The sequence below is a fragment of the Candidatus Nanoarchaeia archaeon genome, from assembly GCA_035290625.1.
Classification (GTDB): domain Archaea; phylum Nanobdellota; class Nanobdellia; order Woesearchaeales; family DATDTY01; genus DATDTY01.
The window spans coordinates 1-22,964 of record DATDTY010000033.1 but is presented as its reverse complement, the minus strand read 5'-3'; the positions used below and the strand labels follow the sequence as shown (position 1 = coordinate 22,964).

Sequence of the window (22,964 nt, the reverse complement as noted above, 5' to 3'; positions counted from 1 at the left end):
ACTAGTAAAAAATGAAACATCTCATCCTTATAGGAACAAGCCATATTGCAGCCCAAAGCATAAGGGAAGTGGCAGAAGCCATAGATGCCAACAGCCCTGCGGTTGTCTGCCTTGAGATTGATGCAAAGCGCATTCGTGGCCTGTTTGAAAAAACCAGTGCAAAAAGAGCGAGCTGGAAGAGGATAGGCATCAAAGGGTATCTCTTTGCCTTGATAGGAGCCTGGGCAGAGCGTAAGCTGGGTGACCTTGTGGGAGTATCCCCAGGAGAAGAGATGAGAACAGCCATCATGCATGCAAGGAAGAAAGGCATTCCAATTGCATTGATAGACCAGGATATCGAGATCACATTGAAGAGGCTCTCTGAGACATTAAGCTGGAAGGAAAAGTGGCGGTTTGTGCTGGATATCCTAAAGGCGTTAGGAAGGGCAGTAATCCGTAAGCCTGAGTTCGAGTTTGATATAAGGAAGGTTCCTGAGGAGCAGCTTATCAAAAAACTCATGACTAAGGTCAAGGACAGGTATCCGAATGTCTACAAGGTGCTGATCGAAGAGAGGAACCGGCACATGGCATCAGAGCTCGAAAAAATCCTTGCCCAGCATCCGGATAAGAAAGTTGTTGCAGTCGTTGGAGCAGGGCATAAGGAAGGGATCAGCCTGCTGCTGAAATCGCATCGCCCAGGTGAATCTGATATATCCTATTCTGTGAGCATAGAGGCTCAGTAGAAAGTCCGGCATCATTTTTGCGAGCTTCATCAGCACTGCTGACAGATGGTATGCCCCCTCGGGGGTGTCAGCAATCGCCTATGCCCTCACAAGCGAGCTCGATGCCGATTGACTTTCTACTGAGCCGAGCATAGGGTAAGCCAACAGGCTCTGTCCTGAATCTCATAGAGGATCGGGTTGCCGCCAAGTTCGGTTGCGTTGTTTCTGCTGCTAGCCGACATTCCTCCATGGGGGCGACTCCCTTGTCGGTGCTGATGTCTTGGTTCAAAACCTCACAGAAAGGGCGGCAACCCTTAGCTGGACAGAGCTTAAGGAGCCCAAAGCTTTAAATACATAATTTCTTAGAAATGCTGCATGCCCTGGAAAGTGCAAGACGTAATCTACAAAACGAAGACAGACTTCCGCTTTGAGTACAATGAGACAATTGCGGTGTTGGTAGCGATTATTGCTTCTGCATTCATTATCGGATTCAATGACAGGAGAGAGGCCTTCAACATCACTGATTGGGCCATGAACATGACAGAAAGCTTAGTTCTTGTTGCTGCAGTCATTCTAGTCCACATCTCAGTCCAGAAGATCTACGGATTCTACCAGGGGTTCAGGGTGGAATACAAACTATGGCTGTATGGGGTTGGGATCGGGCTTATCATTGCGCTTCTCTCGAAAGGCAGGTTCTGGCTCCTGGCACCAGGAGGGGTTTTTCTCCACTTCCTTCCGGCGCACCGCTTAGGGTGGTTCAGGCCTGGGACAAACATTACAGCATACGGAACAATTGCCTTCTCCGGGCCATTGGCTTCAATTCTTTTTGTCAGCTTCTTTAAGACGCTCGATATCTGGTTCGGGTGGCAGAGCGCGTTGATATCAAAGCTGTTTGTCATCGGCTGGGCATATGGTATCGGCAACCTTCTGCCTATCCCTCCGCTGGATGGCAGCAGATTCTTCTATTATTCTCGCCTGACCTACGCCTTTACTGTTGGCAGCATCGTCGGATACGGGCTCCTTATCTATTTCGTAGGTATCTTCTCGTTCTTCTGGGCATTGCTGATTGGCGGAATCGTCTGGCTTCTCTACTACATCTTCTTGGAATCAAAGGTGATGGTATGAACAGAAAGGCGCAATTTCACAATCATTGGCCGGAGATTGTGGGATTCTTCTTCCTTGTCCTCGGTCTGGTTCTCGCTCTTGCTGCTCCGACAGAAGGTGTGAGCTACATCATTGTGTTCATTGCTGGGGCATTAGGAGGAAGGCTCTGGTGGCAGGAGAAAGATACATTTAAAGTATCCTGGTCTGTCATCCTGCTTGGGTTCCTGATCGGCTATATCATCGGAGGCTGGTACACGAATCGGAATTTTATCGTGGTCTTCTTTATTGCCGGAGCCTGGATAACCTACTGGCTCCATGAGAAAGGCATTTTGTCAAGCACAGAAATCTGATTCTAGGCAGCGTTCAAAATGAAGGTTGCCACCATTCTTGCGAGCCTCTTTACAGGCAGATGCACAGCTGATAGGGGGACTTGCCCCCTCGGGGATATCAGCTTTATTCCTTAGAACGCTCAGGCGAGCCGATGGCAACCCGGGAGATTTTGAACGCTGCCTTTGGTTCTAACAACCTATTTAAACTCGCACTGCTCCCTCCAAAGCGTGATCCGGGACTTTACTCCCAGGCTGTACCAGGAGAGCATCCTTGATTCTGCATCTCGCAGGAATACGCTGATAGTCCTGCCGACGGGCTTGGGAAAGACCAATATTTTCCTGATGCTTGCCGCGCACCGCCTCACGCTCTATCCCGATTCTAAAGTGCTGTTCCTTGGCCCTACCCGGCCGCTCATCGAGCAGTATTACGAAGTCTTCAGGAAGCATCTTCAGATAGACCAAGAGAAGCTTGCGATATTTACAGGTTTTGTAGCTCCGCAGAAAAGGGCCGAGCTGTGGAAATCTTCCCAAGTGGTCTTCTCAACGCCTCAGGGCATAGAGAATGATATCATCTCAGGAAGGATTAGGCTTGAGGAAGTCTGCCTGCTCGGATTTGATGAGGCGCATCGGGCAGTTGGAGATTATGCATACGTGTTTCTTGCCAGGCAATTCATGAAAGCTGCCAGATTTCCGCTGATAACTGGCCTTACTGCTTCCCCGGGATCCGACCTTGAAAAGATTAACGAAGTCCTGGTCAATCTCTTCATCGAGAATATTGAAGTGAGGACTGATGAAGACGCAGATGTCCGGCCCTATATCCAGGAGATTGAAATCAGATGGGTAAAGGTGGAGCTGCCAAAGCCCTTCATTGAGATTCAGCAGCACTTCAAGGAATTTCTGAAGGAGCGCGCCCAGAAACTCAAGCATTGGGGGATCTTGCAGAGAGAAGACACCACAAACCTGTCCAGAAAGGATCTGCTCATGCTTCAGGCCCAGCTCAGGGGAAGAGCAGCTTCAGGAGAGAAGGATTTCCTGCTTTGGAATGCAATCTCGGTGCTTGCAGAGATCATGAAGGTAAGCTATGCATTAGAGCTCCTCGAAACGCAGGGGATAGAAGCGCTGAACAAATACATCTCAAAGGTAAACTCTGAAGCGAGCCATACGTCGGTTAAAGCGGTAAAAAGCGTTGTGCAGGATATCAACTTCAAGGTTGCGGGCCTGAAGGTTCAGCAGCTGGCAGAGCAGAAGGTCGAGCATCCGAAGCTTATTGAGCTGCAGAACATCGTCAGCTCAGAAATCAAAGCAAATCCACAGGCAAAGATCATCGTGTTTAATCAATACCGCGACAACGCGCAGAACATTGCCTCTATCCTGAGCCAGAATGGGATGCGGGCACAGCTCTTCGTCGGTCAGGCCAAGAAAGGAGGGACTGGCATCTCGCAGAAGGAGCAGAAAGCGCTGCTGGAAAGATTTGGCAAAGGAGAGTTCAATGTGATGTGCATGACCTCTGTTGGAGAAGAGGGGATTGACATCCCAAAGGTTGACCTCGTGATTTTTTTCGAGCCGCTTCCCTCTGTAATCCGGCACATCCAACGGAGAGGGAGAACTGGCAGGCAGGAGAAAGGGAAGGTCCTTGTCCTGATGACGAAAGGCACATTGGATGAAGGCTACCGCTGGGCCGCAAACAGGAAAGAAAAAAGGATGGTGCAGATCTTAAAGCAGCTCCAGACAAGGCGGCTTTCGGCGCAGCCGCCGCTTGAGAAGTTTATACCTGAGGAAGATAAGGTCAGGATTCTTGCTGATAGCAGAGAGAAGGGAAATCCTGTAATCAAAGAGCTTGTCGATAATGGAGCGAGGATTCATGTGCAGAGCCTCATTTCAGCCGATTTCATTACAGGCAGGGTTGGCGTCGAATTCAAGACAAGGAGGGATTTCGTCGACTCAATAATTGACGGAAGGCTCCTCAGCCAGCTTAAGGAACTCAAAAGGAATTTTGAGGCCCCCCTGGTGGTTATTGAGGGCGAAGAGGACCTTTTCTCCATAAGGAATATCCACCCGAATGCTGTGGTTGGCATGCTTGCCACGATCGCAGTCTCGTATAAGGTGCCTCTGCTCTTCACGAAAAATTATAAGGAGACTGCAAAGCTCATCCACATCATTGCTAAGAGGGAGCAGGAGGAGGATTCCTCATTCTCCCCGCATCCTGAGAAAAAGACCTCAACGCTCAAAGAGCAGCAGGAGTATATTGTAAGCAGCTTTCCAAATATCGGCCTTGCGCTTGCAAGGCCTCTTCTCAGGGCATTCAGGAGTATAAAAAATCTGATCAATGCATCAGAAGAGGAACTGAAGAAAGTTGAGAAGATTGGCGAAAAGAAAGCACGAAGGATAAAAGAGGTTGTTGAAGCAGAGTACGCTGATGACGCTCCTCCAAAAGATCTGCGCTCATCGGGACAGGCAGGCAACAGTGATGAAAAAAAGTAGGCATGATCGCGGAATGGGCGCAAGGCTGATTGTTTTTTAGAAAATGTTGAAACTGTAATGCAGAAGTTGAATTCTACCCAGCGAGAATAACCCAGCTTAGTAAAACCTGCAGCTATGAGATGGTATCGCTTACAATCAGCGTTTCCACTCCTGCGATGTCTGCATTTGGGAGAATCTCGCCTTCAAGAAAAGAAGTGATCTCATTCATATCCTTCCCATTGACCTTGCAGATGATGTCCCACTGCCCAAGCAGCTCATGGACGTCCTGGATGGACTTGTACTTGAGAAGCTTTGTGGCAACGCGGTCGACCCTGCCAAACCGCGCCTGAATAAGTAAGTACATGACTTGTTTCTCCAAAGAGCACCACCTCTTGTTAAAATGTTTGGCTGCGAAGCCGCCTGATCCTCTCATGAGTAGGCGGATGGGTAGAGAGCAGATGCATGAGCCCAGAACCTTTGAGGGGGTTTGTGATGAAGAGATGCGCAGTTGCTTGTGTGCTTCCGGTTAAGGGAAAGAAGAATCTCTTGGAATGGGACTGCAGCTTTTCAAGTGCTGACGCAAGTCCAAGGCCTGAATGCAAGAATCCGCTGCCAGTGGCATCCGCGATGTACTCGCGGGATCTTGAGATGGCAAGCTGGATAAGCGTGGCTATAAGCGGGGTGATGATCGCAAGGACAAGGAGTTCAAGGAGGTTGTTGTCCCGATCCTTCCCACCGAAGCCGAAGATTGCAGACCACCTGGCAACTGCTGCGACATAGGAGATGACCCCCGCAATGGTTCCTGCAACAGTTGATATCAGGATATCCCTATTTTTGATATGGGCTGCCTCGTGGCTCAGCACCCCTTTCAGCTCATCTGCTGTCAGCAGATCCATGATCCCTTTGGTAACGGCAATTGCTGCGTGCTTCGGATTTCTGCCAGTAGCAAACGCATTTGCGACAGGAGAGTCAATGACATAGACCTTTGGTTTTGGCAGATTCGCCCTTTGGGCTACTTCAGAAACAATGCTATGGAGCTTGGAGTACTCTGGCTCTTTTGCCTCGCGAGCCCTGTACATCATCAGGACAACCTTATCAGAAAACCAATAGGATCCGAGGTTCATAAGAAGGACAAAGATTGCTGCAACAACAAGCCCGGTCGTGCTCCAAAGCGACCCCACCCAGAGGAGCAGTGCCGTAAGGAGCGCAAGCAGGATGACTGTCTTAAATTGGCCTCCGAGCATGGATAAAGCGAAGGGAAAAGGCTTTAAAAATCTTGTGAAAGTGCGAGCTCCAAATCACAAATCATATAAGGCTGTTGAGCTTCATCGAAGTGTGCTAATCGGAGGGCATCAATGGGCATAGAAGCACCGAAACTGGATAAGGGAACCTTGCTGAGATTCTACAAGCAGAGAGGCGTTCAGCAGGAGATACTCAAGAGTGCAGAGGGCAGGGAAGTTGGAGTTCGGTTTAGAGAGGGTGGTTTTGGGAAGCGGCCGGATATCCTGCAATACCCGAATGACATCATTGAGCTTGTCAAGTCAGGAGTATCCTCGTTCCACATCAGCGAGGAGCGATGGAAAAACCCTCTTGCGCTGGATGCCGCCTTGCAAAAGGCTGACCTGAATGCCCTCCGCAAAGGGTGGGACCTTATTATCGACATCGATTGCAAGATTCTCGAGTACTCAAAGATTGCTGCTGACCTTATTGTAAGGGCAATTGAGCGGCATAACATAAAGAGTGTGAGCGTGAAGTTCTCTGGAAACCATGGATTTCATATCGGCATCCCGTTCGAAGCATTTCCGAAGACTGTGCATGGAAAGGAAACCGCGCAGCTCTTCCCTCAAGGCCCAAAGAATATCGCAGTGTATCTTGCCGAGATGATCAGGGATCCGCTTGCGGGCTGCCTGCTGAAGGCCAGTCCTATAAAAGAAATAGCGCAGAGCGTGGAAAAGCCGTTCAGCGAGCTTGTGAAAGATGGAAAGCTTGACCCGTTTGCAGTGCTCAGCATCGACACCATCCTGATATCATCGCGCCATCTATACCGGAGCGCGTATTCGTTCAATGAAAAGTCTGGCCTGGTATCCATCCCCATAGACAGCAACAGGATTCTCCGGTTCAGCAAAGATGAGGCGAAGCCCGAGAACGTGAAGATCAGCGGAGGGTTTCTTGAAGCGGGGAGCGCAAGGCAAAATGAGGCCAAACAATTGTTTATCCAGGCATTTGATTATGTCCAGGGGCTGCAAAGTGAGGAGCCGGAACAGAGAGAGTTCAAAGCCAGTGAGACTGCAATCCCGGAACAGTTCTTCCCGCCTTGCATGAAGCGCATATTTCAGGGGATTCGCGACGGAAGAAAACGGGCGCTTTTTGTAGCAGTGAACTTCCTCACAAGCGTTGGCTGGAGCCATGAGGAGATTGAAAAAAAGATGAGGGAGTGGAACAAAACAAATCAGGAGCCGTTGAGAGAGTCTTCGATTGTTGCCCAGATACGGTACCACAAGCAGAGGAAGAAGTCCATTCTCCCTCCGAATTGCAGCAACGACATGTACTATGTGGGGATAGGAGTATGCCATCCGGACAATCTCTGCGCTAAAATAAAAAACCCTGTGCAGTACAGCATGAGGAAGGCTGGAACCGGAAAGAAGAAACCTTTATAAACCGATGCCGGTTCTACCTTGAGAAGCGTGTGTGCATCAAATGCACATATAGGTTGTATTTAAAGGACTTTAAATACCACATAACAAGCCTGAAAAAGCATCTTTTTCAGTACAGTTATGATAACTGTTTCTTACAAAAGATGCCGTCAAAAGGTTGTTTAGCGCCGATCAGCAATGCCGAGAGTACACAAACCGCGATCAGGGTCAATGCAATTCTGGCCAAGAAAGAGGGCCAGGAGGGAATATGCAAAGATTAGGAGTTGGAGGGCTGTTAAGGAGGCAAAGCCTCTGGGGTTTGCGGGCTATAAAGTTGGTATGACGCATGTGATGGCGCTGGAATCAAAAGAGAAAGCAGCTATCCCAGTTACAATAATCGAATGCCCTCCGATCAAAGTTCTAGGAGTAAGGATCTACAAGGAGATCTCTGGAAACCGGAGGGTAATAGCCCAGCTCAATGCAAAGGTGCCTGAAAAAGACGCCCTTGGAAGGAAGATAAGTCTCAGCAAAAAGGAGCCTTCAGAAAAGGAAATAAGGGATTTTGATTATGTCCGCTTGTTGGTGTATACGCAGCCCAGGCAAACAGGAATCGGGAAGAAGAAGCCCGAAATCTTCGAGATTGCAGTTGGCGGGTCAAAAGAAGATCAGCTCAAGTTTGCAAAAGAGCATCTTGGGAAGGAGATGAAGGTCGAGGATGTGCTTCATGAAGGGATGTTTGTGGATATTCATGGAGTGACCAAAGGCAAAGGGGTGCAGGGGCCTGTTAAGAGATTCGGGGTCAGCAAGAGAAGCCATAAATCAGAGAAGACTATCCGCGGTCCGGGGAGCTTAGGGGCCTGGAAGGCCCAGCAGCACATGATGTACAGGGTTGCACATGCCGGCCAGATGGGATACCACACAAGAACCGAAGCGAATAAGTGGGTCCTAAAGCTATCCTCAAAACCTGAGGAGATAAACAGGAAGGGTGGATTTGAGCATTACGGCATAATGAAGAACAGCTATCTGCTGGTAAAGGGGTCTGTGCTCGGGCCTGCAAAGAGGCTGATTCGGCTTTCGCGAAGCCTGAGAAAAACCGAAGCAAAGGCTCCGTCGATACTGTCGGTGCAGTGATCACCAAAGAGAAGCCGCAGTGAGCACGATTGGAAAACAGCACATGAAAATAGGAATAAAAGACGCTCAGGGAAAGAAGGTTGGAGAAACAAATCTCCCGCAGCAGTTTAACGAGGAAATGCGTCCTGATTTGGTGAGGAGGGCGTTTCTTGTGATCAGGGGTCATGACAGGCAACCCTATGGCGCTGATCCTGAGGCAGGAATGCGGACATCTGCCAAGATATCAAGAAGGAGAAGAAAATACAAAGGATCGTATGGCCTTGGGATATCAAGAGTGCCGAGGAAGATCATGAGCCGGCGCGGTACGCGGTTCAATTGGGTAGGCGCATTCGCTCCAGGCATGGTGGGCGGGAGGCGCGCGCATCCTCCTAAAGCTGAGAAGAAATGGACCCATAAGCTGAACAAGAAAGAGCGGAAAAAGGCGATTAGAAGCGCGCTTGCCTCTGCCATGAATTCGGCCGCAGTCGCTTCCCGGGGGCATGAGGTTCCTGCGGAGTATCCATTTGCGTTTGAAGCAAAAGCAGAGCAGCTCGGAAAAACAAAAGAGGTTATAAGTATGCTGGAGGCTGCAGGTCTCGCAGCAGAGATGTCACGGACCAGATCCGCAAAAATCCGGGCAGGAAAAGGAAAGACGAGAGGGAGGAAGTACAGGATAAAGAAAGGCCCCCTCATCGTGGTTTCAGGAGATTGCCCCCTGCTCAGGGCAGTTGCGAACATCAGAGGGGTGGAAGCCACATTGGCCTCAAGCCTCAATTGCAGGCTCCTCGCCCCTGGCGGAGATCCCGGCAGGCTTACCATTTTCACAGAAGCCGCTATTGAAAAGATGCAGAAAGAAAAACTCTACATGGAAAAATGAGCCAAAAAGAAGCAACGCGGAAGATCCTCAAGTTCCCCTTATCGACAGAGAAGTCAATACGGCTGATGGAATCAGAGAACACCCTCATATTTGTAGTTGATAAGAAAGCTGACAAAAAAGGCATCAGGGATGCTACTGAGGAGATGTTTAAAGTTAAGGTTGCAAGCGTACGGACGATGATAAGCCCGGAAGGTGAAAAGCGCGCATTTATCAGGTTCAGCAAAGAGACGCCTGCTATTGATATTGCAACAAAACTGGGGATGATGTAGTATGGGAAAGAATCTTATTCAACAGGCACGTGGAAGGGGATCCCCCAGATACAGGTCTCCCGGGCATCGGTTCTATGGAGCCGCAAAGTTCCCAAGCCAGCTGCCTCTCGGGCAAAAAGGCCTGATTGTTGAGATCATAAAGGATCCCGGGCATTCAGCTCCTCTTGCTAAGGTAAGCATTCAGGGAAAAGAGTCGCTGCTCATCGCTTCAGAGTCACTTCGGGAAGGGGAGAGCGTAAGTATAGGCCCCAATGCAGAGGTCAAAGAAGGGAATATCATGGAGCTGAAGGACATGCCCGAAGGAACCCTCATCCATAACATAGAGGTGCAGCCCGGAGACGGAGGGAAATTTGTGCGCAGCTCAGGAACCTTTGGCAGAATCCTTGCAAAGAAGGATGGAAAGGTTGTTGTCATGCTTCCATCAAAGAAGACCCATGATTTTTTGGGGAAGTGCAGGGCAGCGGTAGGAGTGGTGGCCGGAGGAGGCAGGCTCGAGAAGCCGTTTTACAAAGCAGGAAATAAATATCATAGGATGCACGCCCGCGGCAAATTGTATCCAAAAGTGAGCGGAGTTTCCATGAATGCTGTTGATCATCCTTTTGGAGGGTCAAGCTCCCACCATAAGGGAAGGCCGACGCAGTCGGATCGTAATGCGCCCCCAGGAAGGAAGGTCGGGAAGATCGCGCCGAGGAGGACAGGCCGCAGGAGAGGGTAAACAACGCAATGGTAAAAAAACAGTTTGCATACAGGGGCCATTCGCTGGAAGAGATGAAGGCGATGGATTTCAGCTCCTTTGCAGAACTCCTTCCCTCAGTCCAGCGCAGAAAGGTCAAGCGTGGCTTTACCGAACAGGAGAAGATCCTCCTGAAGAATATACAGATGAAGAAGAAAAACATTGAAACCCACTGCAGGGATATGGTCATCCTGCCGAACATGGTGGGGCTGCAGATACGGGTGTATAACGGCAGGGCATTCGAGAATGTTCGCATTGAGAATGAGTTCCTGGGCCATAGGCTCGGCGAGTTTAGCCTGACACGGAAAAGGGTCCAGCACAATGCTCCAGGAGTAGGCGCAACCCGTTCAAGCGCAAACTTGAGTGTGAAGTAGAAATGAGAAAGTACGCTTTTCAGCAGTGGGATAAGGAAACGATGGCCAGGGCCCAGATACGTGATGCTCCAATCTCCGCAAAGCAGGGGATAGAGGTTTCAAGGAGTATCCGGCATAAGACTGTGCCAAGGTCCAGAGATCTCCTGGCCAGGGTCATAGCTGGAAAAACTCCTGTCAGGATTACACGGTTCAACAAAGGGATAGGCCATAAGCCTGGCATCGGGCCAGGAAGGTTTCCAAAGAAGGCCGCAGGATTCTTCCTGGAGCTGCTGGGCATGGCTGAGGCAAACGCGCAATTCAAAGGGCTCGACGCAAGCAAGCTTGCAGTGAGGCATATCTGCGTGAATAAGGCCTCACGCCCGTTCAGGTTCGGCAGGCAGCGGAGAAGGCGGGCAAAGCGAAGCCATATCGAGATTGTTATTGGCCAGGATGCTGGCGCAGAGCTCCAGCAGGAGCAGGCCGTCAAGGCGGAACAGAAAAAATGATCGAGCGCCAGTTTGTTTCAGAAAATATCAAGGAATTCCAGATTCAGGAGTATGTGATAGGGACGTTGAAGAGGGCGGGGCTGAGCCAGGTGAAGATGCAGAAGACCCCGCTCGGTGAAAAGATTGTTGTCTATGCCTCCCGCCCCGGCATCATCGTCGGGAGAAAGGGGCAAAGCATCAAAAAATTGACCCGAACGCTAAAGACGAGATTCAATCTTGAGAACCCGCAGATTGAGATAAGCGAAGTGAAAGATGTATGGACTGATCCTCAAATCATCGCAGACACAATCGCGAATTCGATCGAGAGGTATGGGATATCGAAGTTCAAAGCTGTTGGCCACAAGGCTATGAGCAGCGCGATGCAGGCGAACGCCCTCGGTATCGAGATTATCATGTCAGGAAAGATACCAAGCGCGCGTGCGAAGAGATGGAGATTTTACCAGGGATACCTAAAAAAGAGCGGTGATGTGGCGAAGACCCAGGTCGCAAAAGCCTACGCAGCAGTGCAGCTGAAGACCGGGACTGTAGGGATCCAAGTACGGGTGATGAGGGGAGACGCGCAACTCCCGGACAACATCAAGCTCCGTGCGAAGGCTGAGAAGGCAGGAGAAGCGCCAGTGGAGAAGGTTGCAGAGAAATCAGGCGATGGTAAAGATCAAAGAGATCAGGCAAAGCAGTAAGAAAGAGCTCGAAGGAAGGGTGGCCGAGCTCTGCTCTGAGTTGATGAGGCTCCGCTCCGGCGCACGAACAGGGGCGTCTGCGAAGAATACAAAAGGCATCAGGACTGCCCGAAGGGCGATAGCAAAGATGATGACGATCCTTAAAGAAATGGAGGTGGCGAAACAAGGATGAGTGAGATATGCCCGAAATGCGGACTTCCAAAGGAACTCTGCATGTGCGAGACAATCGCAAAAGAAGGTCAAAAGATAATCGTTTCCCTTGTCAAGAAAAAGTTCGGAAAGGAATACACAATCATTTCCGGCATTGATGAGAAGGAGATAGGGCTCAAAGACATAGCAAAAAAGCTCAAGATGAAGTTTGCGTGTGGAGGGACTGCGAAGGAAGGCAACATCGAACTCCAGGGCAACCACAAAGCAAGGGCAAAGGGTGCCCTGATAGCATTGGGCTTTGCGCCAGAAACGATACTTGTCAAATAATGCTCGCGAGAGGATAGAGCGTGACCAAAGTGATAGGAGCAGCCATACAAGAGGAACAGGCAGAATGAAAACATGTGAAGACAGGAAATGCCCGGTGCATGGGAAGGTAAGCACAAGGGGAAGGACATTCGAAGGAGTGGTCATTGCGAAGGATCTCCATCGCTCAGCGACGATCGAATTTCAGAGAATGATCTTTAACCAGAAATATGAGAGGTATCTCCGTGGATTCACGCGGCTGAGAACTCACAACCCCGCATGCATGAATGCTGAGATAGGGGATCATGTGGTAGTCTCTGAATGCAGGCCGTTGAGCAAATCAAAGAAGACGGTGATCATCAGGAAGGCAGGAAAAGACGAGCTGTTCCAGGAAAAGCTGGAAAGAAGAAAAGAATCCCTGACACGGAGAGAAGATGGGCCGGAAGCCGCCGTGAATACTGCAGAAGATACAGCAAATAAGGATACGAGGGATGAATAAGCATGCTGGCAGTGAAATCAACGATAACAAATGGGCTCTTGGTGGGTTCACTCGTGAGCACATGCGATAATTCAGGTGCAAAGCTTGTGAAGATTACATCATTTAAGAGGAAGAAGACCTCAAAAGGACGCGTTCCGACCGGCGGCGTTGGCGACATGGTGACTGTCTCGATAAAGAAAGGCAAGCCGGACATGAGAAAGCAGGTGATGTTTGCGGTGATTGTGCGCCAGAGAAAAGAGTACCGGAGAAGAGATGGGATGCGGATTAAGTTCGCAGATAATGCAGTCGTTGTCCTCAAGGACGATAAGGGAAATCCAAAAGGGACGATGCTCAAAGGAGCCATCGCAAAGGAAGTGACTGAGCGGTGGCCCGGAATCGCAAAGTTAGCTGGCAACATAGTGTAAGGATGTATACGATGAACGCCGCATATCGCATATCAAAAAGGATGGAACTGAGAAGATGAGATCAAAATTTTCAGGATGCTGGAAGGCGAGCAAACAGCCGAGAAAGCAGAGAAAGTATTTGAAAAATGCACCATTGCACATACAGCAGAGGCTGATCCGCGCGGCCATGTCCGAGGAGCTGAGGAAAAAATTCGGGAAGAGATCAATGGGGGTAAGGAAAAGCGACAAGGTAAAGGTTATGAGGGGCGAATTTGCTGGAAAGATCGGAAAGGTTAACCTTGTTGACCGGAAAAGGCAGGGAGTCTATATCGATGGGATCGAAAGGAACAGGAGAGATGGCGCCAAAGCCTTTGTCAGGATTCATTCGTCAAATGTCATGATCATGGAATTGAGCAGTCAAGACAAAGCCAGGCTAAAAGGCCTGAAGAGGAAATAAGATGGCGAAGCGTCACTTAAAGAGGATTGCCATGCCGGTGTCATGGCCGATAAGGAGGAAGGAAGAGGTGTTCACGCTTCGGCCCTATCCGGGATCCCACAAGATGGAGCACGGTTTGGCCATAGCCACGTTTCTCAAGGAGGTTATCCATGAAGCTGGAACTGGCGCAGAGGCGAGGAAGATCCTGCTGCATAACGAAATATTGTGCAATGGAAAGCGCCTGCAGGATAAGAAGGATCTGGTCGGCCTGTTGGACGTCGTCTCAATCCCGAAGCTCGGGAGATACTATCGGATCGTTATGAACAGAAAAGGTAAGATTGCTGCCAGGGAGATCCCAGAAAAAGAGGCAACGATCATGATTGCAAAGGTGCTAAATAAAACAAATGTGCGGGGCGGCAGCATACAGGTAAATCTCAGTAACGGAAGGAATTTTATCGCAAAGCAGGCCCCGGAGCAATACAAGACAGGAGGCTCTGTTGTGTTGAAGCTTCCAACGCAGGAGATTATGGAGTTTATTCCTCTTGAGAAAGGGATGACCGTGCTTCTTCAGGGCGGGAAGTATAAAGGCAGCCTTGCTGCAGTCCAGTCAATCAGGGGCAAGAGGATAATCATCAGGACCGGGAAAGGAGAGACTGGTGAGACATTGAAGAAATACAGCCTGGTGTGCGGGAGGGAGCATCCGGTTGCGATTGTCACGGAGTCTGAAGAATGAATCCTATGAGGCAGATACGGCTCGAGAAGGTCACGCTGAATGTCGGCGCTGGGAAAGACCAGGCACAACTGGAAAAAGGAATTCGGCTGCTCAAGAATATTACAGGGATAGACCCTGTAAAGACAAAGACAAAAAGAAGGATTCCGGAATGGGGCCTTCGGCCAGGGCTTCCCATTGGGTGCAAGATCACGCTGCGAAAAGGCGCTGCAGCCGAGCTGCTGAAGAGGCTCATGGCGAGCAAGGAGAACACATTGCTGCGGCGCCAGTTTGACAGCAGCGGAAATGTTTCATTCGGAATTCCTGAATATATAGATATTGCCGATGCGAAATATGATCCAAAGGTGGGAGTCATGGGGCTGGAAGTTGCAGTGACACTCGAGCGCCCAGGATTTCGTGTTAAGCGGCGGAAAAACGGAAGCAGGGTCGGCAAGAGGCATCAGATAACACAGGAAGATGCGATCGAGTTCATGAAAAAAGAGTTCAGCCTGAAATTGAAAGAGGAAGAAGAATGACAGCATCATCATACCAAAAGATGTTCAGGCAGCTCCGTGCAAAGCCTGTAAAGATGAGGAAGTATCTGAAGCATAACTCCCCTAAAAAGAGGACATGCGGCATTGCGCTCCGCCCCTGCCGGAGGTGCGGCAGGATACAGGCTCATGTACAGAAGTATGATATTCATCTCTGCCGCCAGTGTTTCAGGGATACTGCTGAGAAGATAGGATTTAAGAAATATGATTAAGGTGAACCATGGTACTCAACGACCCAGTCTCAAACGCATTGTCTAAGATTATGAATGCTGAAAAGGCTACCAAGCGCGACTGCGTGGTGAAGCCGTTCTCAAAGACGCTCAAGGAAGTGCTCAGGATTATGAATGAGAGGATGTATATTGGCGGGATAACTGAGCATCAGGACGGGAAGGGCAACTTCCTCAAGGTAGATCTGATAGGGAGGATTAATGGGTGCAATGCAATCAAGCCGAGGCACTCGGTAAAGAAAGGGCAGTTTGAGAAGTTTGAGAAGAGATACCTCCCTGCAAGGGAGTTTGGTATGCTGGTTGTTTCAACATCCCAGGGCATTATGGCGCATGAGGATGCAAAGAAGAAGCGGATAGGAGGAAGGCTGATAGCATATGTCTACTGACCAGCTTGTGATGGAGATTCCGATACCGGAAGGGGTTCAGGTAGAGGCAACTCCGGAGAAGATTGTAGTGAAGGGCGCGCAGGGTCAGGTGGAACGAAGAAGGATTAATCCTGGAATGAAGATTGAGGTGAAGGGCAAGGTAGTGGTGATTGCAGCCGCAAGGAATAGCAGGCGTGAAAGGAAGGTGGCTGGTACGCTGCAGGCTCATATAAAGAACATGATGGCTGGAGTGAGAGAAAAGTACAGGTACACGCTGAGGATCTGTTCAGGGCACTTCCCGATGAATGTAACCTCAAGCAGGACAGATCTGACAGTCAAGAATTTTTACGGTGAGAAGATTCCCCGCATCATAAAGATACCTGAAGCTGCAAGTGTTCGGGTGGACGGATTTGAAATCGTGGTTGAATCAGCTGACAAAGAAGTGGCAGGACAGACAGCAGCATCCATCGAGCAGCTCTGCAGGATCACCAACAGGGACCGGCGCATCTTTCAGGATGGAATCTGGATAGTAAACAAGGGGACCAGGAGGCAAGAATGAATCATCTTGCTCTTCGGGCCCAGATGAAGGGAAAGAAGCCTGAGTTTATCAGGCAGGACGCCCATAAGAAGCCGGGGCTCGGCTGGAAATGGCGAAGACCCAAGGGAATAACCTCAAAGATGAGGCTGCATCTCAAGGGATACAGGAGAATTGTCAAGAAAGGGTATCGGTCGCCTAAAGACGTGAGGGGGCTCACGAAAGATGGAAAAGAGGCTGTTCTGGTTGCAAATCTTGAGAGCCTTGGCAGCCTTGATGCATCCCGGCAGGCGGTGATAATCCGCAGTGGGGTCGGTATGAAGGCGCGCAGGGAGATTGTGCAGAAGGCTCTCGAGACGGGGTTGCAGATAGTCAATATAAAAGACCCGAAAGAGTTCCTCCGGAAAGCCGAAGCAGCCCAGAAGGAAAAGAAGGAGAAAAAAACAGTCAAGAGCGGAACAAAGACGGAACAGGCTCCAGTCAGGGCAAAGAAAGACCAAAAAGAGGACGAGAGCAAGGACAGGAAAGCTGCTGAAAAGCTGGAGAAGGATAAAGTGCTGACAAAGGGGAACCAATCATGAGGACAGGTATGCAAAGGAGGCTGGCAGCCTCTGTTTTAGGATGCTCGGGAAAAAGGGTATGGATGGATCCTGCAAAAGCCCAGCAGATAAAGGAAGCTGTGACAAAGACTGATATCAGGAGTTTGATAGCTCAGGGGGTTATCCAAAAGAGGAGGGTGAAGGGGATATCCAGGGGAAGGATAAGAGAGAACATGCTCCAAAAGCGGAAGGGAAGGCGGAGAGGTGTTGGCCACCGAAAGGGCAAAAAGACAGCCAGGACAGAGAAAAAGCTGAGCTGGATGCAGCGGATTCGGCTTCAGCGAGGGATACTGAAGGGGTTAAAAAGCGGAAAGAAGATTGAGGGCGAAGTATACCGGACGATGTATAAGAGGGCAAAGGGCGGCTTTTTCAGAAGCAAGAGGCACATGAACCTCTACCTTGAGGAGAACAAGCTCTTGAAGAAATGATGCTGGAGATGATATGACAAGCCATAAAGTGATCGGGTTTAGGAGGAAACGGAAAGGAAAGACTGACTACAAGAAGCGCCTGAAGATTCTGCTTTCAAGAAAGCCGCGGCTTGTCGTGAGGCGGACGCTAAACAATACCATCGTCCAGATTGCCGAGTATGGAGAACAAGGGGATAGGATTGTGGCTGCAGCATCTACGAGAGACCTTGTAAAAACCGGCTGGAAGTACAGCACCGGCAACGCTGTTTCGGCATATATCGCCGGGATCAGGGTCGGCAGAAAAGGGATTGCCGGCGGCATCAAGGAAGCAGTCGTGGATATCGGCAAGCAGCGCCCGAGCTTGAGGATCTTCTCTGCAGTAAAAGGCGCTCGAGACGCGGGAATCGATGTTGCATGCGGGGAATCTGTGCTCCCGAAAGCAGAGGTTGTAAATGGCAGCTTGATCAAGGCGTATGCGGATTTCCTGAAGCAGAAAGGTGTTGAAAAGTACAAAAAACAGTTTTCCAGATACGAGAAAGAGGGTCTGAAGATAGAGGATATGGGGAAAGCCATTGAAGCTATAAACGAGGGGCAAAATGCCAAGTAAACGCAAGGATGCCGAGGCTCTTCCTCATATAAAGGAGGGAGACGTGAAAGCAGAGGTGAAGGTAGAAGTGAAAGCAGAGCCCCTAAAAGGGAAGGAGACTGGGATTGATACTGCGATGTGGAAGCCAAAGACTCTTCTCGGACTTAAGGTAAAGAAAGGGGAGATCACGAATATCGGAGAGATTATTGAGAGCGGGCATAGGATTCTGGAATCCGAGATAACTGATATCCTGATGCCCGGGTTGGAAACTGAGCTGCTGTTTGTTGGTCAGGCAAAAGGAAAGTTCGGTGGAGGCCAGAAGCGGATCTTTAAGCAGACGCAGAAAAAGACCAAGGAGGGCAACAAGCCTCATTTTACAATTGTTGCAGTAGTTGGTGATAGGAACGGGCACTTTGGGCTGGGGCACGGCAAGAGCAAGGAGACTGTGCCGGCAAGAGAGAAGGCAACTCGGAACGCTAAGCTTAACATTATGAATGTGAAGCGAGGATGCGGTTCCTGGCAGTGCGGATGCGCGAATCCGCATAGCATTCCATACACGATTGAGGGCAAGTGCGGGAGCGTCATCCTCAGGTTGATTCCTGCGCCAAAAGGAACAGGCCTGAAGACAACTTCAGATGTGCAGACAATGCTGCAGCTGGCAGGCATACGTGATGTGTGGTCAAAGATAGTAGGCCACCAGAAATCGAAGATGAATGTGGTCTTTGCATGCAGAAATGCCTTGCTGCGGATGTCTGATATGAAAGTGAGCCAGAAGGAGGCTAAGGCGCTTGGGATTGCAGAAGAGGTAATAGAAGTTCCGGAAGTTCCGAATGAGGGAGACGCCAATGAGTGACAACATCGCAGTAATTCGGCTGAGAGGAAAGGCCAGCATCGAGAGGGGCGTGGATGAAACTCTGAACATGCTGCATCTCTATGCAAGGAATTACTGCGCCGTCTGCCAAAAGAGCCCGAGCATCATGGGGATGATCCACAAAGTGAAGGATTATGTTACCTTTGGCGAGATTGACCCTGAAACATTCAAGTTCCTGATCGAGAAGAGAGGAGAAAGATGGGCTGGCAGGGAAGCTGATAGGAAAGGAAAGATGTCCTACACCAGCAGATGGCGCGGAAAAGACGAGCGGAAGATAAAGCCGTTCTTCAGGTTGAACAACCCCTTAGGAGGGTTTGAGCGCAAAGGCCTGAAAGTAAGCTATCAGAACGGCGGCAGCCTTGGAAACCGCGGAAAAGAGATAAACTCGCTGATCAGGCGGATGGTGCATGATGAGATTCAAGCGTAAGAAAGCTGTCCGCCTGCGGGGAAGCAAGACCCATGGCTGGGGGGCAAAGAAGAAGCATCGGGGAGCAGGAAACCGCGGAGGCCGCGGAAGGGCCGGCTCCGGAAAGCGCGGGGATGCAAAGAAGCCAAGCTACTGGAAGATTCCCCTTCCAAAAGGGTTTTATCATCAGGGGATGGTGAGGGAGAAAACAGTCAACCTCCTCTGGATAGAAGAAAAATATCAGGGGCTCCTTGGCTCTCACCTTGCCAGCGAGAAAGAAGAACGCACAGAGATTGATATCACCAAGCTTGGATTCAGTAAGCTTCTCAGCAAAGGTACGCCAACCAGGAAGTATAGGATCATAGCTGATTCTGCATCCGGCGGCGCTGTTAAGAAGGTAGAGAGATCCGGTGGCCAGGTCATCCTAAAGAAAGATTTAAATAAACAGGCGCCTGCATCCCAAGGCTGAAGACAATGGGATTCTGGGAAGGGTTTATCTCAAATTTGCCGGAAGTAGTAGGCCCGACACATAAACGGGTCTCATTTAAAGAGAAGCTCAAATGGACAGGGATCTGCCTGGTGCTGTTCTATGTGCTTGGGCTTGTTCCGCTCTTCGGCCTGGGGGAGAACGCGCTGCAGCAGTTTGAATTCCTTTCGATAATCCTCGGAGCCAGCTTCGGATCCATCATCTCATTGGGTATCGGCCCAATCGTTACGGCATCGATTGTGCTGCAGCTCCTGAACGGATCCGGCATTGTTAAGTTTGACCTTACCACCTCAGAAGGAAAAAAGAAATTCCAGGGAATCCAGAAGCTCCTGGCGTTTGTGTTTATCATTTTTGAAGCCTCAATCTACGTTTTCATGGGCGGCCTGTCTCCTGCGGTGGAGTTCCAGGGAACCGGCCTGTTCCTGCAGCTCCAGCTGCTGCTGATATTCCAGCTCTGCTTAGGCGGAATCCTTATCATGTTTATGGATGAGATTGTCTCAAAATGGGGGTTTGGTTCTGGAATCAGCCTGTTCATTGTGGCAGGAGTCTCCCAGAATATATTTATTAGGGCATTCTCTCCCTTGGCTTCTCCCACCAACCCGGGGATTATGGTAGGCGCAATCCCTGCGCTTTTCCAGAGCCTGGCTTCAGGAGACCCTACCACTGCTGCGCTTATGCTGGCAGGCATCCTTTCCACAATAATAGTTTTTGTCATTGCAGTGTATGGCCAGTCAATCAAGGTTGAGGTTCCGCTTTCATTTGGAAGGATCAGAGGGTATGGCATTCGATGGCCGCTGAACTTCTTTTACACCAGCAACATCCCGGTGATTCTTGTAGCTGCGCTTATTGCAAACATTCAGCTCTGGGCTCGGCTGCTCCAGAACTGGGGGCACCCCTTTCTTGGAACATTTGTCGGCAATAGCCCTGCATCAGGCCTGGTCTTGTGGCTCTCTGCTCCAAACGTGCTCAGCAAGGTGATTACAGGAAGCTTCAGGGGGTTTGATGTTGTCAGCAGCATCGTCTATATCCTCTTCTTTGTTGTCGGCTGTGCTGTCTTTTCAGTCTTTTGGGTGCAGACTTCAGGGATGGACTCCAGGTCGCAGGCAAAGCAGATCATGGCCTCAGGGCTTCAGATCCCTGGCTTTCGGAAAGATGAGCGCATCCTGGAGCGCATGCTGAACAGGTATATCTGGCCGCTCACGATTATGGGCGGGATTAGCATAGCCCTTCTCGCATCATTGGCTGACCTCACCGGCGCATTTGGCTCAGGCACAGGGATCCTGCTTTCGGTCATGATTGTCTACAGGCTCTACGAAGAGATTGCGCAGCAGCATGTCATGGACATGCATCCGATGATGAGGAGATTTATGCAGCAATGAGGCCATGCAATGTTTGAATGGATAGATGCAATGATGTCTCCTGTTCTGAATCTTCCTCCAGTGGTCGGCATAGGGGTCATCAGCTTTGCAATCTCATTGCTTATCATTCTCATATACAAATGGACAACTGACCAAGTCTTGATGAAGCAGCTGAAGGAAGAGATCAAGCAGCACCAGAAGGATATGAAGGCATCTCGGGAAGACCCAAAGAAGGCCATAGAGCTCCAGAAGAAGGCAATGGAAGTAAATATGAAATATATGATGCAGTCATTCAAGCCGATGATATTCACGTTGATTCCTGTATTCCTCATATTCGGCTGGCTGAGCAGCGCCTATGCAGCAGATCCCATTAAGCCTGGCCAGGAGTTCCAGGTCAGCGTGCAGTTCCTTGATGATGCTGAGCATGCAGCTGCCTTAAGCCTTCCTCAGGGATTTGCTTTTGGAACACAGGAAACCCAGGAAAGAACAGGAACAAAGCAGATTGCCTGGAATGTGATTGCGCCTCAGAAGCTGCAGAATCCTAAAGGAGACGAATTCATCATCGAGTTCACAGTGGATGGAAAGGAATTCCAGGCAGAGATCCTGATAACCAATGAAAGGAGGGTAAAAACTCCCATCATCACAGAAAAGGAATATCAGGGAACCCCTTCATTGAAAGATGCAGGGATCCAGTCGCTCAGCATCGGCAATAAGAAAGCGGTTGTCATGAATCTCTTCGGCTGGAAGCTCGGCTGGCTTGGCACGTACATCATATTCTCGTTGGTGTTCAGCCTTGTCTTGAGGAAGCTGATGAAGGTGTATTAGGGCAAGCTGCTCAGGAGGATCATAATCTGGGATTGATCTCCCGGATTAGAGGATAGGCAGGCTGTCAATCGGGCTTTTTGCGCCAATCATTTTGGGAGAGGCGATATGGAGATAGATCATTGTTGTTTCTACGCTGCTGTGCCCAAGCAATGACTGGACTTCTGCAACGCTGCTTCCGTTCTCTATAAGATGCGTTGAAAAGCTGTGCCTTAAAGTGTGCGGGTGGGCATGCTTGGATAGTTTGGCATTCTTCACTGCATTTTTTATTACAGACCTTACAGTTGCTGTGGTGATGTGCCCGCTGAATCCTCTGAAGATATAAGAATCGGAAGACACGCATTCTTTTGCTATGTACGAAGCCAGCTCCTCCTTAATGCTTTCCGCTATTACAAACATCCTGTCCTTGTTGCCCTTGCCATGCCTTACCCATCCATAGCCGTTCCTGATGTCAAGATTTTCCGGCTTGAGATGAACAAGCTCGCTTACTCTAAGCCCGGCAGAATACATAAGCTTTGCCATAAGCTTGTGCTTGGGATTGCTTATTGAATTTATCAGCATTGCAACTTCTTCTTTAGTCAAAACGATTGGCAGCGCTTTAGGCGTTTTTGAGTATCTTATATTGATCATCAGCCGCTTGCGTAAAACATTGCCATAAAAAAACTTTAATGCGTTCAAGTTCACATTAATGGTGCTGCCGCATGCGCCTTTCTCAATCATCAGGTCCAGATAATCTTTAATGTCAGTTTTGCTTGCTTCATTCGGCTCCTTTTTGAACCAGCCGAAGAACTTCCTGACGCATTGCCTGTAAGTCCTTATTGTTTTGTGGCTTAACCCTCTCCTTAGCCCTTCTTTCCTTATCAATTCCGGTACGTCCATTTGAATCACATTGTTATGATAATCAATTATTAGTTTAAATACTTCACGCGAAGATGTCCAGTGTCCTGTGGTTATTTGCGATATTGAAAAGAATAGTTTTAGCCTTACATACAAAATTTCCATCCGAAATTAATGCCACATTCTGCCATTTCACCTCCAACATCTTATTCTGTGGTCAATGCCCAATTCTTTATCTTCCTCCAATTTCTCAGTTTCATAACCTCAAATGCCTTAGTGACAGTCAGGAGATTAATTGAGCTTTCCATTGCATACAAAACTTCATTGATTTCCTTCCTTTAGGAATATTAAAAACATTTGAGGTGATTAAATGAAACTAGATAAAATATGGTTAGAAAGAAAAGAAATGCTGGACAAGCTCCAGAATGATGTCAGAGACCTTATGAAATGGCGCATTCCATGGTATGAGAAATGCGGCTACTGGGAAGCCATGTATGCCCGTTTTCTAAGAAAACTCATTGAACAGGATAAAGAGCTTCAGGAAAAGCTCAAATCCTGATTTTTTCTTTTTTTCCTTATTTATCAGTCATAACGGATTTTCCGCTTATGGGCATCCAAATTCAGCAGGATTAAGTCTTATAGCCTTAAAATCTAAAGACTTTAGGTTATATACTGTTA

At 49.3% G+C, this 22,964-nt stretch carries 33 protein-coding genes and 1 pseudogene; 31 read left to right on the top strand and 3 right to left on the bottom strand.

What is annotated here, in order from left to right; translation table 11 throughout:
• Positions 1–11 precede the first annotated feature (11 nt).
• From VJB08_02730 to VJB08_02715, 4 genes are all read left to right on the top strand, one after another.
• Positions 12–722, top strand: a complete 711-nt coding sequence (locus VJB08_02730; GenBank protein HLD42881.1) for a TraB/GumN family protein — start codon at positions 12–14, stop codon at positions 720–722.
• 354 nt (positions 723–1,076) lie between these two features.
• Entirely contained in the window at positions 1,077–1,826 is a 750-nt protein-coding gene (locus VJB08_02725; GenBank protein ID HLD42880.1) for a hypothetical protein, read from the top strand.
• The gene (locus VJB08_02720; GenBank protein ID HLD42879.1) at positions 1,823–2,155 is read left to right on the top strand and encodes a hypothetical protein; all 333 of its coding nucleotides are present in this window, start codon (positions 1,823–1,825) and stop codon (positions 2,153–2,155) included. Before VJB08_02725 ends, VJB08_02720 begins: the two co-directional genes overlap by 4 nt.
• 207 nt (positions 2,156–2,362) lie before the next feature.
• The gene (locus VJB08_02715) at positions 2,363–4,615 is read left to right on the top strand and encodes a DEAD/DEAH box helicase (protein ID HLD42878.1); all 2,253 of its coding nucleotides are present in this window, start codon (positions 2,363–2,365) and stop codon (positions 4,613–4,615) included.
• A 112-nt stretch (positions 4,616–4,727) separates the two neighbouring features.
• Here VJB08_02715 and VJB08_02710 read toward each other — a convergent pair whose 3' ends face one another.
• Both VJB08_02710 and VJB08_02705 read right to left on the bottom strand, forming a co-directional pair.
• Positions 4,728–4,973 carry an Lrp/AsnC ligand binding domain-containing protein gene (locus VJB08_02710; protein ID HLD42877.1) on the bottom strand — a complete coding sequence of 82 codons (246 nt, stop codon included), beginning with the start codon at positions 4,971–4,973 and terminating at the stop codon, positions 4,728–4,730.
• Positions 4,974–4,989: 16 nt separating this feature from the next.
• On the bottom strand, positions 4,990–5,838 hold the full coding sequence (locus tag VJB08_02705) for a zinc metalloprotease HtpX (protein ID HLD42876.1): 849 nt from the start codon (positions 5,836–5,838) through the stop codon (positions 4,990–4,992).
• Positions 5,839–5,949: 111 nt separating this feature from the next.
• On the opposite strand from VJB08_02705, the gene VJB08_02700 reads away from it, so the two are divergent.
• From VJB08_02700 to VJB08_02575, 26 genes and pseudogenes are all read left to right on the top strand, one after another.
• Positions 5,950–7,251, top strand: coding sequence for a hypothetical protein (locus VJB08_02700; protein HLD42875.1), 1,302 nt, complete (start codon positions 5,950–5,952; stop codon positions 7,249–7,251).
• 174 nt (positions 7,252–7,425) lie between these two features.
• Positions 7,426–8,358, top strand: a complete 933-nt coding sequence (gene rpl3p, locus VJB08_02695) for a 50S ribosomal protein L3 (GenBank protein ID HLD42874.1) — start codon at positions 7,426–7,428, stop codon at positions 8,356–8,358.
• A 43-nt stretch (positions 8,359–8,401) separates the two neighbouring features.
• Complete coding sequence (gene rpl4p, locus VJB08_02690) at positions 8,402–9,214, top strand: 50S ribosomal protein L4 (protein HLD42873.1); 813 nt, start codon at positions 8,402–8,404, stop codon at positions 9,212–9,214.
• Positions 9,211–9,483: a 50S ribosomal protein L23 gene (locus VJB08_02685; protein HLD42872.1), complete on the top strand. Its 273-nt coding sequence runs from the start codon at positions 9,211–9,213 to the stop codon at positions 9,481–9,483. Before rpl4p ends, VJB08_02685 begins: the two co-directional genes overlap by 4 nt.
• A gap of 1 nt (position 9,484) precedes the next feature.
• Complete coding sequence (locus tag VJB08_02680; GenBank protein HLD42871.1) at positions 9,485–10,198, top strand: 50S ribosomal protein L2; 714 nt, start codon at positions 9,485–9,487, stop codon at positions 10,196–10,198.
• A gap of 8 nt (positions 10,199–10,206) precedes the next feature.
• Positions 10,207–10,590 carry a 30S ribosomal protein S19 gene (locus tag VJB08_02675; protein ID HLD42870.1) on the top strand — a complete coding sequence of 128 codons (384 nt, stop codon included), beginning with the start codon at positions 10,207–10,209 and terminating at the stop codon, positions 10,588–10,590.
• 2 nt (positions 10,591–10,592) lie between these two features.
• Positions 10,593–11,075: a 50S ribosomal protein L22 gene (gene rplV, locus VJB08_02670; GenBank protein HLD42869.1), complete on the top strand. Its 483-nt coding sequence runs from the start codon at positions 10,593–10,595 to the stop codon at positions 11,073–11,075.
• Complete coding sequence (locus VJB08_02665; GenBank protein ID HLD42868.1) at positions 11,072–11,755, top strand: 30S ribosomal protein S3; 684 nt, start codon at positions 11,072–11,074, stop codon at positions 11,753–11,755. The genes rplV and VJB08_02665 overlap by 4 nt, the downstream gene beginning before the upstream one ends.
• A complete protein-coding gene (rpmC, locus tag VJB08_02660) occupies positions 11,721–11,927 on the top strand; it encodes a 50S ribosomal protein L29 (GenBank protein ID HLD42867.1) in 207 nt (68 codons plus the stop codon). The genes VJB08_02665 and rpmC overlap by 35 nt, the downstream gene beginning before the upstream one ends.
• The gene (locus tag VJB08_02655) at positions 11,924–12,232 is read left to right on the top strand and encodes a translation initiation factor (protein ID HLD42866.1); all 309 of its coding nucleotides are present in this window, start codon (positions 11,924–11,926) and stop codon (positions 12,230–12,232) included. The genes rpmC and VJB08_02655 overlap by 4 nt, the downstream gene beginning before the upstream one ends.
• 64 nt (positions 12,233–12,296) lie before the next feature.
• Positions 12,297–12,707, top strand: a complete 411-nt coding sequence (rpsQ, locus tag VJB08_02650) for a 30S ribosomal protein S17 (protein HLD42865.1) — start codon at positions 12,297–12,299, stop codon at positions 12,705–12,707.
• Between the two features lie 2 nt (positions 12,708–12,709).
• Positions 12,710–13,111, top strand: coding sequence for a 50S ribosomal protein L14 (locus VJB08_02645; GenBank protein HLD42864.1), 402 nt, complete (start codon positions 12,710–12,712; stop codon positions 13,109–13,111).
• Positions 13,112–13,166: 55 nt separating this feature from the next.
• Entirely contained in the window at positions 13,167–13,547 is a 381-nt protein-coding gene (rplX, locus tag VJB08_02640) for a 50S ribosomal protein L24 (GenBank protein HLD42863.1), read from the top strand.
• Between the two features lies 1 nt (position 13,548).
• On the top strand, positions 13,549–14,259 hold the full coding sequence (locus tag VJB08_02635) for a 30S ribosomal protein S4e (GenBank protein HLD42862.1): 711 nt from the start codon (positions 13,549–13,551) through the stop codon (positions 14,257–14,259).
• A gap of 5 nt (positions 14,260–14,264) precedes the next feature.
• Complete coding sequence (locus tag VJB08_02630) at positions 14,265–14,771, top strand: 50S ribosomal protein L5 (protein HLD42861.1); 507 nt, start codon at positions 14,265–14,267, stop codon at positions 14,769–14,771.
• A complete protein-coding gene (locus tag VJB08_02625) occupies positions 14,768–14,998 on the top strand; it encodes a 30S ribosomal protein S14 (protein HLD42860.1) in 231 nt (76 codons plus the stop codon). The genes VJB08_02630 and VJB08_02625 overlap by 4 nt, the downstream gene beginning before the upstream one ends.
• A gap of 8 nt (positions 14,999–15,006) precedes the next feature.
• On the top strand, positions 15,007–15,399 hold the full coding sequence (locus VJB08_02620; GenBank protein HLD42859.1) for a 30S ribosomal protein S8: 393 nt from the start codon (positions 15,007–15,009) through the stop codon (positions 15,397–15,399).
• Positions 15,389–15,937 carry a 50S ribosomal protein L6 gene (gene rpl6p / locus VJB08_02615; protein HLD42858.1) on the top strand — a complete coding sequence of 183 codons (549 nt, stop codon included), beginning with the start codon at positions 15,389–15,391 and terminating at the stop codon, positions 15,935–15,937. The genes VJB08_02620 and rpl6p overlap by 11 nt, the downstream gene beginning before the upstream one ends.
• Positions 15,934–16,290 (top strand): annotated as a pseudogene (locus VJB08_02610) (50S ribosomal protein L32e). The gene rpl6p and the pseudogene VJB08_02610 overlap by 4 nt, the downstream one beginning before the upstream one ends.
• A gap of 200 nt (positions 16,291–16,490) precedes the next feature.
• The gene (locus VJB08_02605; protein ID HLD42857.1) at positions 16,491–16,940 is read left to right on the top strand and encodes a 50S ribosomal protein L19e; all 450 of its coding nucleotides are present in this window, start codon (positions 16,491–16,493) and stop codon (positions 16,938–16,940) included.
• A gap of 13 nt (positions 16,941–16,953) precedes the next feature.
• A complete protein-coding gene (locus VJB08_02600; protein ID HLD42856.1) occupies positions 16,954–17,526 on the top strand; it encodes a 50S ribosomal protein L18 in 573 nt (190 codons plus the stop codon).
• Positions 17,516–18,358: a 30S ribosomal protein S5 gene (gene rpsE, locus VJB08_02595; GenBank protein ID HLD42855.1), complete on the top strand. Its 843-nt coding sequence runs from the start codon at positions 17,516–17,518 to the stop codon at positions 18,356–18,358. Before VJB08_02600 ends, rpsE begins: the two co-directional genes overlap by 11 nt.
• Positions 18,351–18,803 (top strand): uL30 family ribosomal protein, encoded by a 453-nt coding sequence (locus VJB08_02590; protein ID HLD42854.1) that lies wholly within the window; start codon positions 18,351–18,353, stop codon positions 18,801–18,803. The genes rpsE and VJB08_02590 overlap by 8 nt, the downstream gene beginning before the upstream one ends.
• Positions 18,787–19,251, top strand: coding sequence for an uL15m family ribosomal protein (locus VJB08_02585; protein HLD42853.1), 465 nt, complete (start codon positions 18,787–18,789; stop codon positions 19,249–19,251). The genes VJB08_02590 and VJB08_02585 overlap by 17 nt, the downstream gene beginning before the upstream one ends.
• A gap of 5 nt (positions 19,252–19,256) precedes the next feature.
• Positions 19,257–20,648 (top strand): preprotein translocase subunit SecY, encoded by a 1,392-nt coding sequence (gene secY / locus VJB08_02580; GenBank protein ID HLD42852.1) that lies wholly within the window; start codon positions 19,257–19,259, stop codon positions 20,646–20,648.
• Between the two features lie 9 nt (positions 20,649–20,657).
• On the top strand, positions 20,658–21,452 hold the full coding sequence (locus tag VJB08_02575; GenBank protein HLD42851.1) for an EMC3/TMCO1 family protein: 795 nt from the start codon (positions 20,658–20,660) through the stop codon (positions 21,450–21,452).
• A gap of 45 nt (positions 21,453–21,497) precedes the next feature.
• Here VJB08_02575 and VJB08_02570 read toward each other — a convergent pair whose 3' ends face one another.
• Complete coding sequence (locus tag VJB08_02570; protein ID HLD42850.1) at positions 21,498–22,328, bottom strand: tyrosine-type recombinase/integrase; 831 nt, start codon at positions 22,326–22,328, stop codon at positions 21,498–21,500.
• A gap of 328 nt (positions 22,329–22,656) precedes the next feature.
• On the opposite strand from VJB08_02570, the gene VJB08_02565 reads away from it, so the two are divergent.
• On the top strand, positions 22,657–22,845 hold the full coding sequence (locus tag VJB08_02565; GenBank protein HLD42849.1) for a hypothetical protein: 189 nt from the start codon (positions 22,657–22,659) through the stop codon (positions 22,843–22,845).
• Positions 22,846–22,964 lie beyond the last annotated feature (119 nt).

Excerpts from the sequence above, each read along its gene's own strand:
- VJB08_02730 (HLD42881.1), top strand. The coding sequence starts at position 12 with ATGAAACATCTCATCCTTATAGGAACAAGCCATATTGCAGCCCAAAGC.
- VJB08_02725 (HLD42880.1), top strand. The coding sequence starts at position 1,077 with ATGCCCTGGAAAGTGCAAGACGTAATCTACAAAACGAAGACAGACTTC.
- VJB08_02720 (HLD42879.1), top strand. The coding sequence starts at position 1,823 with ATGAACAGAAAGGCGCAATTTCACAATCATTGGCCGGAGATTGTGGGA.
- VJB08_02705 (HLD42876.1), bottom strand. The coding sequence starts at position 5,838 with ATGCTCGGAGGCCAATTTAAGACAGTCATCCTGCTTGCGCTCCTTACG.
- VJB08_02700 (HLD42875.1), top strand. The coding sequence starts at position 5,950 with ATGGGCATAGAAGCACCGAAACTGGATAAGGGAACCTTGCTGAGATTC.
- rpl3p (HLD42874.1), top strand. The coding sequence starts at position 7,426 with ATGCCGAGAGTACACAAACCGCGATCAGGGTCAATGCAATTCTGGCCA.
- rpl4p (HLD42873.1), top strand. The coding sequence starts at position 8,402 with ATGAAAATAGGAATAAAAGACGCTCAGGGAAAGAAGGTTGGAGAAACA.
- VJB08_02685 (HLD42872.1), top strand. The coding sequence starts at position 9,211 with ATGAGCCAAAAAGAAGCAACGCGGAAGATCCTCAAGTTCCCCTTATCG.
- VJB08_02680 (HLD42871.1), top strand. The coding sequence starts at position 9,485 with ATGGGAAAGAATCTTATTCAACAGGCACGTGGAAGGGGATCCCCCAGA.
- VJB08_02675 (HLD42870.1), top strand. The coding sequence starts at position 10,207 with ATGGTAAAAAAACAGTTTGCATACAGGGGCCATTCGCTGGAAGAGATG.
- rplV (HLD42869.1), top strand. The coding sequence starts at position 10,593 with ATGAGAAAGTACGCTTTTCAGCAGTGGGATAAGGAAACGATGGCCAGG.
- VJB08_02665 (HLD42868.1), top strand. The coding sequence starts at position 11,072 with ATGATCGAGCGCCAGTTTGTTTCAGAAAATATCAAGGAATTCCAGATT.
- rpmC (HLD42867.1), top strand. The coding sequence starts at position 11,721 with ATGGTAAAGATCAAAGAGATCAGGCAAAGCAGTAAGAAAGAGCTCGAA.
- VJB08_02655 (HLD42866.1), top strand. The coding sequence starts at position 11,924 with ATGAGTGAGATATGCCCGAAATGCGGACTTCCAAAGGAACTCTGCATG.
- rpsQ (HLD42865.1), top strand. The coding sequence starts at position 12,297 with ATGAAAACATGTGAAGACAGGAAATGCCCGGTGCATGGGAAGGTAAGC.
- VJB08_02645 (HLD42864.1), top strand. The coding sequence starts at position 12,710 with ATGCTGGCAGTGAAATCAACGATAACAAATGGGCTCTTGGTGGGTTCA.
- rplX (HLD42863.1), top strand. The coding sequence starts at position 13,167 with ATGAGATCAAAATTTTCAGGATGCTGGAAGGCGAGCAAACAGCCGAGA.
- VJB08_02635 (HLD42862.1), top strand. The coding sequence starts at position 13,549 with ATGGCGAAGCGTCACTTAAAGAGGATTGCCATGCCGGTGTCATGGCCG.
- VJB08_02630 (HLD42861.1), top strand. The coding sequence starts at position 14,265 with ATGAGGCAGATACGGCTCGAGAAGGTCACGCTGAATGTCGGCGCTGGG.
- VJB08_02625 (HLD42860.1), top strand. The coding sequence starts at position 14,768 with ATGACAGCATCATCATACCAAAAGATGTTCAGGCAGCTCCGTGCAAAG.
- VJB08_02620 (HLD42859.1), top strand. The coding sequence starts at position 15,007 with ATGGTACTCAACGACCCAGTCTCAAACGCATTGTCTAAGATTATGAAT.
- rpl6p (HLD42858.1), top strand. The coding sequence starts at position 15,389 with ATGTCTACTGACCAGCTTGTGATGGAGATTCCGATACCGGAAGGGGTT.
- VJB08_02605 (HLD42857.1), top strand. The coding sequence starts at position 16,491 with ATGAGGACAGGTATGCAAAGGAGGCTGGCAGCCTCTGTTTTAGGATGC.
- VJB08_02600 (HLD42856.1), top strand. The coding sequence starts at position 16,954 with ATGACAAGCCATAAAGTGATCGGGTTTAGGAGGAAACGGAAAGGAAAG.
- rpsE (HLD42855.1), top strand. The coding sequence starts at position 17,516 with ATGCCAAGTAAACGCAAGGATGCCGAGGCTCTTCCTCATATAAAGGAG.
- VJB08_02590 (HLD42854.1), top strand. The coding sequence starts at position 18,351 with ATGAGTGACAACATCGCAGTAATTCGGCTGAGAGGAAAGGCCAGCATC.
- VJB08_02585 (HLD42853.1), top strand. The coding sequence starts at position 18,787 with ATGAGATTCAAGCGTAAGAAAGCTGTCCGCCTGCGGGGAAGCAAGACC.
- secY (HLD42852.1), top strand. The coding sequence starts at position 19,257 with ATGGGATTCTGGGAAGGGTTTATCTCAAATTTGCCGGAAGTAGTAGGC.
- VJB08_02575 (HLD42851.1), top strand. The coding sequence starts at position 20,658 with ATGTTTGAATGGATAGATGCAATGATGTCTCCTGTTCTGAATCTTCCT.
- VJB08_02570 (HLD42850.1), bottom strand. The coding sequence starts at position 22,328 with ATGGACGTACCGGAATTGATAAGGAAAGAAGGGCTAAGGAGAGGGTTA.
- VJB08_02565 (HLD42849.1), top strand. The coding sequence starts at position 22,657 with ATGAAACTAGATAAAATATGGTTAGAAAGAAAAGAAATGCTGGACAAG.